Here is an 11553-nt window from a genome sequence, read left to right as displayed (position 1 = left end):
TACGCCGCACTCACCCCCTCCAGCGCCGCCTCCCACGTCCCCTCGTCATGCCAGTCGAACGCCACCGCCCCCGACCGCGACCCCACCCGCACCCCATAACCCAACCCCGCCAACCGATCCGCCACCCGCCGACCGGTCTTACCCGTCCCACCCACCACCAGCACCACACCAGCACCGACCGGAAGATCCACAACACCCTTACGAGCCATCACGAGCACCTCATTCGGAGAGACGGAGGAAACTGACGGAACCGACGTCCCGAAGGCGCCGGCGGCGATCGGGAGGTCCGACGCGATCCGCGGGCCCCTACCGCTCTGCGAGCCCGGCCGGTTCGTCGTCATGGCACCATTCAAATCCACCCCGAGTCGGCGAACCATAGCCACCGCACTCACATCCATGCGCGAGCGTCTACGCCGCCCACCAGCGGCTGTCCGGCCGGTCCGGTCCGCCACGGAGGTGCGGACCGGCTCCACCACCACCCCACCACAACACACCGCACCCCCGCCGGAAAGCCCTTTCCAGCACCTCTCGACCTCCTCTCCACCACCTCCGGAAATCGACTTCGAAAGAGCTCCGGAAAGCGGCGGGGAAGAAAATCACCGCTGGTGCGGAAATGCGGGTGGAATTCCGGCGGAACACCGGCGCGGCGACAGCGGCGGGCCCCAGGAGCGCGTCCGGACCGGGTCCGGGCGCCCGCGCCCCACCCCGGCAGCGGTAGTCTCGCGGCTGCTGTCGACCCGTGGGAGGGCATGTTCATGGCCAAGCTGATAGTCCTGCTCGCCGCAATCTCGGTGGTCTTCTCGATGATCGCGTTCAACGGCGGAAACGCCCCGATCGGCGTGCTGTTCGCCGTGGTGGCGGCGTCCCCGATCCTCTTCCTCGCCTACGCCGTGGCGACCAGGAAGCGCGCCGCCACCGGCGCCGCACGGCAGTTGACACCCGGCCGGCGCAAGGGACGGACGATCGCCGCACGGGTGGTCGCGCTGGCGATGGTCGGATTCCTCGGGTACGGCGTGTACTGGGTGATCTTCGAGCCGAAGGCGAGCGACAAGGCACTCAGCCGGATCTCCGACCTCGACGCCGGCTGCGCTTCCAACATCGCGCGCAAGTACTTCCCCAAGACCGCCGAGCACACCGGCGCCGGACCGCACCCGGTCGCGATGTTCACCGTCAGCGAGTCCGGCTCCTCGCACCCCGCCTCCCCCGCCGCCGGCTCGCCGGACTACTGGAGCGGGACCCGCCTGGACCCGTACCGCGTCCAGCTGATCGCCTGCCTGGGCTCACCCGACGAGGGCGAGTTCCTCACCGACTGCAAGTTCACCTCGGACACCCTCAAGCTCTACCGCGGCAGGTACGAGGTGACCGTGTACGAGGCCAGGACGGGGAGGAAGGTCGGCACCGAGCAGCTGCTGGGCAGCGCCAAACCCAGCTGCCCCAGCATGGTCTACCTGAAGAAGGACGTCTCCAAGCTGCACACCGAGCCAGAGTTCGCGGACTACCAGCAGGTACTGCGCAAGTACGTCGAGCAGTAGCCCGCCAGGAGCAGCGCCTCCCCGGGCGGCTCCTCCGCCCCCGGGGGATGATGACGGAGGGAGCGTCGAAGCTCACCGAGCGTAGCGAAGAGGACGCCCGCGTTCGATCCTGCGGAAAGCGGGCAGACGGGGCGTCTCGATACGGCGAGCGAAGGAGCCCCGCATGGCCGATCCGGCGAAGTCATCCGCGCGGAACCCGCACGACGGTGCGGCCCCCGGGGCCGGGTCCGGGTCCGGGTCCGCCGGAACCGGGGTCATCGAGACCAACGTGCCGGCCCGGCTGGACCGGCTGCCGTGGTCCCGCTGGCACTGGCGGATCGTGATCGGCCTGGGCACCGTCTGGATCCTGGACGGCCTCGAGGTGACGATCGTCGGCAACATGGCGGCCAGGCTCGCGCAGCCCGGCAGCGGCATCGCCATCTCGACGACCCAGGTGACGACGATCGCGGCCGCCGTGTACGTGGCGGGCGCCTGCTCCGGCGCGCTGTTCTTCGGCTGGCTGACCGACCGGCTCGGGCGCAAGAAGCTGTTCATGGTGACGCTCGCCGTCTACCTGGCGGCGACCGCCGTGACCTCGCTGTCCTGGACGGCCTGGTTCTTCTTCCTCTGCCGCTTCTTCACCGGGTTCGGCATCGGCGGCGAGTACGCGGCGATCAACTCGGCGATCGACGAGCTGATCCCGGCCCGGGTGCGCGGCCGGGTCGACCTGATCATCAACGGCAGCTTCTGGATCGGCGCCGCGCTCGGCGCCTTCGCCTCCGTCGCACTGCTGAACACCGCGCTGTTCGCCACCGACGTGGGCTGGCGGCTCGCCTTCGGGATCGGTGTCGTGCTGGGCCTGGTGATCCTGCTGGTCCGCCGGCACGTCCCGGAGAGCCCGCGCTGGCTGTTCACCCACGGGCGGGCCCCGGAGGCCGAGGAGGTGGTGGCCGAGGCCGAGCGGGTCGTGGAGCGGGAGACCGGCCGACCGCTTCCGGCCGTCACCGACCGACCGATCCTGATCCGCGAGCGTGCCCCGCTCGGGTTCGTCACGCTCGCCCGCACCGTGATCAGCCGCTACCCGCGCCGCACGGTGCTCGGCCTCGCGCTCTTCATCGGGCAGGCGTTCCTGTACAACGCCGTGACCTTCGGCTACGCGGTCATCCTGACCCTCTACTTCGACGTGCCGGAGGGCGACACCGGCTACTACTTCGCGGTCATCGCGGTCGGCAACTTCCTCGGCCCGCTGCTCCTGGGCCACCTCTTCGACTCGGTCGGGCGGGTGCCGATGATCGCCGGCACCTACATCGGCTCCGGCCTGCTGCTGTTCGGCACCGCCGCGCTGTTCCAGCAGGGCGCGCTGAGCGCGGCCGGCATGACGGCCTGCTGGACGGCCGTGCTGTTCCTGGCCTCGGCGGGGGCGAGTGCGGCCTACCTGACGGTCAGCGAGATCTTCCCGCTGGAGACCAGGGCGATGTGCATCGCCTTCTTCTACGCCGTCGGCACGGCGGTCGGCGGCATCAGCGGCCCGCTGCTCTTCAACGGCCTGGTGAGCAGCGGGAAGGTCTCCGACACCACGCTCGCGTTCTGCATCGGGGCGGCCCTGATGACGGCCGCGGGGCTGGTCGAGGCCGCGATCGGCGTACGGGCGGAACGGCGCAGCCTGGAGGACCTGGCGGCCCCGCTGAGCGCCATCGAAGCGGCGGATCGTTAGCTGGTGCCGCCGCCGATGACCAGGATCCGTGTCAACTCGCGCACCCCTCACCGCGTTTGCCGCCGTCCCGAAGTCCAGGGCGTGTCTTCGCACCCCGCCTGCGCGCCGACGCCGGGCAGGCTGCACAGCGCTGCGGTGGATCGGCCCGGCCGGGAATCGCTCAGCCGTCCGGCCGTCGAAGGTCGCATCGGAGATTTTCTGATGAATCATCAGACTTCTTTGGCATCAGCCATGTTGTTCGTGCGGGCCCCATCGGTCTGCGGTTAACATGCGGGGCGTTCCGTTCGGAGACGAATCGCCCGGGAGGGCCGGCTGAGCTGCCGAGATCGGAGCCTGGCAGGCCAGGAGGAGAGTTCATGCGCGAGTCCTTAAAGCACGTCCAGCCCATCGGTGAGGGCCCGACCGCGGGCGACGTCGCGCTGCCGCCGGGCCTGCCGTACCCGGACGGGTGGGCCTCGGTCGGCTTTTCCGACGAGCTCAAGCCCGGCACGGTGCTCACCCGGCGGCTGGCCGGGGAGGACGTCGTGCTGTACCGGCTGCGGAGCGGGCGGATCCGCGCGATCCGCCCGTACTGCCCGCACCTGGGAGCCCACCTCGGCCTCGCCGAGGTGGAGGGCGACGACCTGGTCTGCCCCTTCCACCGCTTCGCCTTCGACCCGGACGGCCGGTGCGTGCGGACCGGGTACGGCTCCGCGCCGCCGAAGGCCTCCCTGGCGCAGCTTCCGGTCCGCGAGGTGAACGACGCCGTCTTCGTCTGGCGCCACCACGACGGCCGGCAACCGGACTGGGAGATCCCGTCGTGGCACACGCTCGGGCACCAGCCGCCCCGGCACGCCGCCTGGGAGATGGCCGGCTACGCCCAGGACGTCATGGAGAACGCGGTGGACCTGGGCCACTTCGTCACCCTGCACGGCTGGCCGAGCGGCGAGTTGGCGGCCCCGATCGACTGGGACGGCACGCGCTTCCACGTCTCGATGCGGGTGCAGGAGGACTTCCCGCTGCTGGGCCGGCGCCAGGTCGAGATCGAGGTCGACGGTTACGGCCTCGCCTGCCTGCACACCGACGTGCACACCCCGGCCCTCGGCCTGAAGATGTGCTCACTGGTGATGGCCACCATGGTCGCGCCCGGCCGGATGCAGTTCCGGCAGGCGAGCCGGTTCTCCTTCGACGAGCCGTCCCGGCTGCCGCCCGCGGTCGGCAGGGCGGTCAGCCGGTCGCTGTCGAGCCTGCTGGCGGGCCCGATGTTCAAGCGGAGCTGCGAGTTCACGGCGGCCGACTTCCCGATCTGGTCCACCAAGAAGTACCTGTCACCGCCCCGGCTCGCCCCCGGCGACGGGCCGATCGGCGCCCTGCGGCACTGGGCCCGGCAGTTCTACCCGCCGGACCCCCAGGAACACCTGCCCGCGCCGACCGCCCTCACGGTCCGGACCGAGAACGGTGCCCGCAGCGGGCTCGCCAAGCCCTGAGCGGACGGACGGACGGACGGCCGGGGCCCGGGTCGGGGCCCCGGCCGGCCGTCTGCTCAGCTCGGGAGCCGGCCACCGAGCAGGAAGGCGGTGAACGGCGCGAGCACCCGGGGGTCGGTGAAGTCGACGCCGTGCGCGGTCGTGTCGAAGGTGACCATCGCCGCCCGGTGCCCGAAGGCGCGCTGGGTCTGCCGGGCGCCGTTGTAGGTGGTGTCGGGGTCGTACCGGTTCTGCAGCATCAGGATGTTGCGCGGGCCGTCCGGGTCGGCCCGGACCGGCGGTTCCTTCGAGCCGTAGTGCCAGAAGGCGCACGGCCAGACGTTGCCGCTCATGCCGTTGGTGAGCGGGTACCGGGCCCGGTCGGCGGCGGTGCGGGCGGCGTAGACGGCCGGGTCGCGGGGCCAGGCCGAGTCGCCGCAGATCACCGCGAACTGGGCCGCGAGGAAGTTGTCGGGGATGACCTGCGGCAGCGGGTTGCCACCCGATCCGCCGGTGCCCGCGCCCGTCGGCCCGGCGGCGACCGTCGCGCCCTCCGGCGTCGGGGCCTGGGCCTGGGCCGGAGTCGTCTCGCGTTCCTCGGCCAGTTGCAGGACCCGCGCGCCGAGGGGGTAGTAGCTCGGCTTGACCAGCGAGGCGTAGACGACGCTGCGCAGGCCGCCGCCGGTGAGCAGCCGGCCGCCCGACAGCGGCAGCGGGTCGCGGTCGACCTCGCCGGCCAGCCGGAGGTAGCTCGCCCGGACCGCCTCGGGGGTGGCGCCGAGGTGCAGGGTGGCGTCCTGGGCGGCGACGAAGCGGGCCAGGGCCGGGAAGGAGTCGGCGAAGCCTTCGCTGAACAGCCTGAACCCCTGCTCCAGCCCGCCCGGCGGCACCGTGCTGTCCAGCACCACGCGGTCGGTGTGCGAGGGGAAGAGGGTGGCGTAGACCTGGCCGAGGTAGGTGCCGTACGAGCTGCCCAGGTAGGAGATCCGGGGCAGGCCCAGGGCGGCCCGGATCCGGTCCAGGTCGCGGGCCGAGTTGGCGGTGGTCACGTCGGCCAGGTAGCCGCCGCTCGCGGCCGCGCAGCCGTCGGCCACCCGCCGGGCCTGGTCGAGGTTGGCGGTGATCGAGCCGTCGGGGCCGGGGAAGGGGTAGTTGAGCTGGGCGTCCCGCTCGGCGGCGGACAGGTCGCAGTGGACCGGGGCGCTGTTGCCCACCCCCCGCTCGTCGAAGCCGATCAGGTCGTACGAGCGCAGGACGTCCGGCGGCAGCAGCTTCGCCATCTCGCCCGGGTAGTCGAGTCCGGAGCCGCCCGGCCCGCCCGGCACCACGGCCAGGGTGCCGCGCCGGTGGGCGGGGTCGGCGGTGCGCAGCCGGGAGACGGTGAGGGTGATCGTGCCCTCGGCCGGGTCGTGGTAGTCCCGCGGCACCCGCAGGGTCGCGCACTGCTGGCGCGGGTCACGGGTGAACGGCACCCCGTTGGCGTTCGGGGTCGGCGCGGGGCAGGACCCCCAGGCGAGTTGCGCCGCCGGGGCCGCGACGGCGGTCGGCGCGAGTGGTGCGGCGAGCAGGAGGGCGGCGGTGAGCAGCGCGCCGCCGGCGCGGGCCGTGGTGCGGCCGGTAGGTCGGGTCATGCGTCCGACGCTAGGACTGGTGAGGTTCCGTCAGCCTCGGCGCGGGGGTGGAGAATTCACCCGGGATGCTTCTCCACCCGGCTCCACCCGGCTCCACCCCGGGGGTGAGTTCGACCAGGGCGGGCCGGACGGGCCGGTGTCGGCCCGTCCGGCGTCGGACAGGTCCTACGCGTGGGCGCCCGCGCACTCCGGGTGCCCCCAGCTGCTGCCCACCTTGGTGATGGTGTCGCCCTTGGCGTAGGGGCGGGTGCAGGGGCAGGTGCCGGGGAAGCGGGCGGCCAGGGTCCGCGAACCGCCCGAGGAGCGCTTCTTCGCCGTGGACGAGCCGGCCGACGAACCGGCCGACGAGCCCGCCGACGAGGAAGCCGGGCGGGCGGCCCGCGCCGGGGTGGTCCGGGCCGGGTCCGGCTCGGGTAGGTCGGCGGCGGTTCCGCCCGCGGCCTGCTGCCGGCGGGCGGCGTCGCTTGCGGCCTTGTCGGCGATGGCGTTCAGCGGGTCGCCGTTCACCTGGTGGGCAGGGACGTACATGAAGGTGACGTCCCGCCCGGTCAGGAGCTCGTCGATGTGCTGGATCAGCTCGCGGTTGGCGACCGGCTTGCCGGCGGCGGTCTTCCACCCGTTGCGCTTCCAGCCGACCAGCCACTTGGTCACCGCGTCGCGGGTGTACGTGCTGTCGAGCCGGACCTCCAGCGGGACGGCCGGATCCGTCGACGCCAGCAGCTGCTCCAGCGCCGTCAGCTCGCCCACGTTGTTGGTGCTGTGCCCGAGCGGACCGGCCTGCCAGCGCTGGGGCACCCCGGCGGCGTCCGCCACCACGTAGGCCCAGGCCGCCGGACCGGGGTTGCCCTTGGCTGCTCCATCACACGCTGCAATGACTCGTTCGACCATGCCCCGATCATGCCAGGACGTGGCAGGCCCGGGCCAAATCGGTCAGACGCGGAGCAGCAGCAGGAGCAGGGCCGCGGACCAGCTGAAGTTGGTCGAGTTCCGCCCCTCCCCCGTCAGCGGGTCGTAGTTCTCCCGCAGCGGACCGTCGCCGCCGAGCCCGGCTGCCGCGGCCAGCAGCCGGTCCGTCGCCCGGCGGGCGTCCTGGTTCCAGCCGTACCGGCGCAGGCCTTCGATGGCGAAGTAGGTCTGGTCGATCCAGGCCAGCCCGCGCCAGTACCCGGCCGGGTCGAAGGAGGGCGAGCTGCGGGCGACGGTCGGGAACGGCAGCGCGGTGCCGAACTCGGCCGGGTCGAGCAGGAGCCCGCGGACCGCGCGGGCCTGGGCGGGCGAGGCGGTGCCGGACCAGAGCGGGATCGCGCCCTCGATGCCGCGCCCGCGCGCGGTGAGGCGGGCGCCGGTGGCCAGGTCGGTGTCGTGGAACCAGCCCGTGGCCGGGTCGAACATGGTGTCGCGCACGGCCCGGTCGATCGCCTCGGCCCGTCCGCGCAGCCGCTGGGCGGCGGTGCGGTCGCCGAGTTCGGCGGCGATGGCGGCCAGGGCGCGGTGGTCGGCGGCCAGGTAGGCGTTCAGGTCGACGGAGCGCTGGGTGAGCGACCAGCCCAGCAGGGCGCCCTGCGCGTTGCGGTTGGCGACGACGGCGGTGCCGAGGGCGGCGTCGAAGCGCGGCGCGTTGTCCATGCCGGACTCCCAGGCCGCCGCCGCCAGGCAGTCCGCCGGGGCGGCGTTGCCCGGGTCGACGGTGGCGCCGTACTCGCACAGGCCTTCGCCGTCGTGGTCCCGGGTGCGGTACCACCAGTCCTGGTAGGCGGTCAGTTTGGGCAGCAGCTCGCGCAGGAACGCCCGGTCGCCGCCGCGCCGGTAGACCTCCCAGACCGCCCAGGAGGCCAGCGGGGGCTTGGAGTTGCGCTCGTTCCAGTTGCCGCCGCCGGTGCTCGGGTCGTTGTAGAAGACGCAGTCCGGGATCATCCCGGCGTCCTGCGGGCGGTCGGCGGAGTCGGGCCGGATCTGGTGGTCGAACATCGCCCGGATCTGGTCGGCGGCCAGGTCGGGGGCGAAGACGGCGGTGCCGGCGGCCTGCTTCCAGGTGTCCCAGGCCCAGACCCCGCTGAACCACTTGTACGAGAGCGTGGGCGTGACCGCGTCGTGCCGGATCCGCCCGGCCGGGCTGCGCCAGTTGGTGACCAGGGTCTGCACGCACTTGACGGCCGTCCGGCGGCGCGCGGCGGGGACGCCCTCGGTCGCCCGGGTGACGTACCCGGCCCAGCGGGCGGCGCCCGCCGCGGCGACCCGGTCGGGGGCGCGCAGCGCGGCGTCCGCCTCGGCGACGGCGCGGGAGTGCTCGGCGTCGGTGAAGGTGTAGCTCTCGGCCCAGTCCAGGGTGCGGGCCGCGCCCGGGGCCAGCCGGACAGGCCCGGCCAGTTCGGTGCGGTGGCCGTCGCCGCTGACGGTGGTGCGGACCGGCGCCGCGTGGCGGACCTCGAAGCGCTCGGTGCCGTCGGTGAGGTAGTCCCAGGTCTGCCGTACCCGGGCGAACCGGACGGCGACGCCGCGCTCGGCGGCGACCAGGGCGGGGGCGTCGTGCTGGGGGCCGGTGGCCGGGCGCAGCAGTGTCCCGGTCCAGGCGACCTGGAGGGTCCGTTCGACCGGGCCGCCATTGGCCAGCCGGGCCCTGACCAGGGCGGTGCGGTTGCTGGCGAAGCGCAGTTCGAGGGTGAGCGCCAGGCGGCCGCCGAGGTCGTAGGACTGGCGCAGCAGCCCGGGCAGCGAGGTGAGCCGGGGGGCGCCGCCGGCGGCGAGGTCCAGGATCCTTCCCTGCTCGGTCAGTTGGAGGCGGTTGAGGCCGTCGCTGAGCCACCACGGGTATTCCTGGGCGAGGTGGAGGGGGCCGGTGAAGCCGCCGAGCGGGTCCTGCGGGCGCGGCAGGGCGTAGGCGTGCCAGGCGCCGAGGTCGGCGAAGACGTTGATCGGGTTGTTGCCGGTGGCGTCGCCGGGGTAGGCCTGCGCGGGGGTGCCGTGCAGGTCGAGGATGTCGGCGTAGCGGTCGGACAGGTCGGACAGGGCGGACGGGTCAGCCAGGTCGGACGGGGCGGCCTGCCGGTCGTCGGCGTGGGCGGCCGGTGCGACGCCGCCCGCCACGGCGAGGGCGGTGCCGGTGGCGGCGGTGGCGGCCAGGAGTCGGCGGCGGGACAACGGCGTCATGTGCGCTCCTCGGCGGGCGTGGACGGAGACGGAGACGTGGACGGGGAGGCCGGATCGGGGCCGGCTGCGGGAACCCGGACGATGGCGGCGCCGAGCGGTGCGAGGGTGACGCCCCGGCCGGTGTCGGCGCCGGTGAGCAGGTCGGTGCCGGGCCGGTCCAGCGCCACCCGGCATGCGGCGGGGCCGTGGTTGAGCAGGAACAGGTAGTCGGTGCCGTCGGCGGCGCGGCGGCGGGTGGCCTCGACGCCGGTCGGCAGGCCGGGCAGTTCGGCGCCGACCCCGGCTTCGGCGAGCGGCAGGTCGAGCACCCGGCCGACGTCCGCGCCGAGGTGGCAGCCGAGGTACCAGGCGCTGCCGGTGCCGTGGCGGTGCCGGGTGACGGCGGGCAGGCCCGCCAGCTCGCCGGAGGCGTAGCGGGCGACGGTCTCGGCGCCCTCGGTGTCGATCCATTCGCTCCAGTGCTCGGCCCGCAGCTCCGGCCCGCCGTCATCGAGCCGGACGGTGGTGGCGGCCCCGTCGGGGATCGGCCAGTGCTCGTCCACGACGAGGCCGAACAGCGGCCGCAGCGGCCCGGGGTGGCCGCCGGGGTGGAGGTGGTCGTGCCGGTCGCTGATGCCGCTGAACGGGCCGCAGACCAGGTGGCCGCCCGCCTGGACGAAGGCGGTGAGCCGGGCGGCGGTGGCGGTGTCGAGCAGGTACAGGTTGGGGGCGAGCAGCAGCCGGTAGCCGTCGAGGTCGCCGGTGGGCGGGACGAAGTCGACGGTCACGCCGCGGTCGTGGAGGGCCGCGTACCAGGGCCGGAGCAGGTCGAGCCAGCGCATCCGCGCGGAGGGGTGGTCGTCCAGCTCCAGCGCCCACCAGCTGTCCCAGTCGAGCAGGACGGCCGCCCGCCCGCGGATCCGGCTGCCCGCGATCTCGCCGAGCCGGCGCAGCTCTGCCCCGAACCGGACGGTCTCCCGCCAGCCGCGCGAGGAGGTGCCGCGGTGCGGGAGCATCGCGCTGTGGAACTTCTCGGCCCCGGCGACGGAGGCGCGCCACTGGAAGTGCAGTGCGCCGTCCGCGCCCCGGGCCAGCGCCTGGAGCGACCAGAGCCGGTACAGGCCGGGCCGTTTGGGCAGGTTGACGGGCCGCCAGCTGACGGCCGAGGGGGCCTGTTCCATCAGCAGCCACGGCTTGCCGCCCTTGAGGGAGCGCATCAGGTCGTAGTTCATGGCCGCGTTGACGTGTGCGCGGGGGTCGGCCGGGTCGGGGTAGGCATCGTCGGAGACGAGGTCCTCGTGGCGGCTCCACTCCCAGTAGTCCAGCGACTTGAGCATCGACATGAAGTTGGTGGTGACCGGCACGCCCGGTGAGACCTCGTCGAGGACGGCCTTCTCGGTGCGGTGCAGGGCCAGCAGCGCGTCGGAGCAGAACCGGCGCCAGTCCAGCAGCTGGGTCGGGTTGACCGGCCCCGGCGCGGCGCGCGGCGGTTCGATCTCGTCGAACGAGCCGTAGCGCTGCGACCAGAACGCCGTCCCCCAGGACCGGTTGAGCTCGTCGACGTCGCCGTGCCGCTCGCGCAGCCAGCGCCGGAAGTCGGCGGCGGACGCGGGGCAGAAGCACTCCTGGACGTGGTCGCCGTACTCGTTGTGGATGTGCCACAGGGCGAGTGCGGGGTGGTCGTGGTAGCGCTCGGCGAGGGCCCGGGTGAGCCGGGCGGCGGCGGCCCGGTAGACGGCGGAGGAGGGGCAGTAGTGCTGGCGCGAGCCGAACTCCAGCCGGACGCCGTCGGCGGTGACGGGCAGCAGCTCGGGGTGGGCGCGGACCAGCCAGGCGGGTGGCGAGGCGGTGGCGGTGGCCAGGTCGACGGCGATGCCGTGGCCGTGGACGAGGTCGAGGAGGCGGTCCAGCCAGCCGAAGTCCCAGCTGTCGGCCGCTGGTTGGAGCCGCGCCCAGGAGAAGACCCCGACGGTGACCAGGTTGACCCCGGCCTCGGCCATCAGCTTCACGTCCTCGGCCCACACCTCCTCGGACCACTGCTCGGGGTTCCAGTCCCCGCCGTAGAGGAGGCCGGGCACGCGGGTCAGCGCGGCCGCGCGGGAAGGAGTACGGGAGGTCATGCGGGG

Annotated in this window: 7 protein-coding genes and 1 pseudogene; 3 read left to right on the top strand and 5 right to left on the bottom strand. The window is 73.6% G+C overall.

Translation table 11 applies throughout. The features are described 5' to 3' along the window. A pseudogene (locus AC07BF_RS30270) lies at positions 1-341 on the bottom strand (hypothetical protein); the annotation flags it as partial. Positions 342-755: 414 nt separating this feature from the next. Between AC07BF_RS30270 and AC07BF_RS30265 the strand changes: the two are divergent. The 3 genes from AC07BF_RS30265 to AC07BF_RS30255 all read left to right on the top strand — a co-directional run bounded on the left by AC07BF_RS30265 (position 756) and on the right by AC07BF_RS30255 (position 4691). Further along, positions 756-1532 (top strand): hypothetical protein, encoded by a 777-nt coding sequence (locus tag AC07BF_RS30265; RefSeq protein WP_363586399.1) that lies wholly within the window; start codon positions 756-758, stop codon positions 1530-1532. Between the two features lie 163 nt (positions 1533-1695). Next, a complete protein-coding gene (locus AC07BF_RS30260) occupies positions 1696-3225 on the top strand; it encodes an MFS transporter (RefSeq protein WP_478334182.1) in 1530 nt (509 codons plus the stop codon). A 356-nt stretch (positions 3226-3581) separates the two neighbouring features. Then, complete coding sequence (locus AC07BF_RS30255) at positions 3582-4691, top strand: Rieske 2Fe-2S domain-containing protein (RefSeq protein WP_363586397.1); 1110 nt, start codon at positions 3582-3584, stop codon at positions 4689-4691. A 56-nt stretch (positions 4692-4747) separates the two neighbouring features. On the opposite strand, the gene AC07BF_RS30250 is transcribed toward AC07BF_RS30255, so the two are convergent. The 4 genes from AC07BF_RS30250 to AC07BF_RS30235 form a co-directional block, all read right to left on the bottom strand. Then, positions 4748-6301 carry an alpha/beta fold hydrolase gene (locus AC07BF_RS30250; protein ID WP_478334181.1) on the bottom strand — a complete coding sequence of 518 codons (1554 nt, stop codon included), beginning with the start codon at positions 6299-6301 and terminating at the stop codon, positions 4748-4750. Positions 6302-6466: 165 nt separating this feature from the next. Further along, entirely contained in the window at positions 6467-7189 is a 723-nt protein-coding gene (locus AC07BF_RS30245) for a ribonuclease H family protein (protein ID WP_478318069.1), read from the bottom strand. Between the two features lie 42 nt (positions 7190-7231). Further along, a complete protein-coding gene (locus AC07BF_RS30240; RefSeq protein WP_478334180.1) occupies positions 7232-9448 on the bottom strand; it encodes an MGH1-like glycoside hydrolase domain-containing protein in 2217 nt (738 codons plus the stop codon). Then, a complete protein-coding gene (locus tag AC07BF_RS30235; RefSeq protein WP_478334179.1) occupies positions 9445-11547 on the bottom strand; it encodes a beta-galactosidase in 2103 nt (700 codons plus the stop codon). The genes AC07BF_RS30240 and AC07BF_RS30235 overlap by 4 nt, the downstream gene beginning before the upstream one ends. Between the last annotated feature and the right edge of the window lie 6 nt (positions 11548-11553).

It is taken from the genome of Kitasatospora sp. NPDC043950 (assembly GCF_056435345.1).
This window is presented reverse-complemented; position numbering and strand designations above follow the sequence as displayed.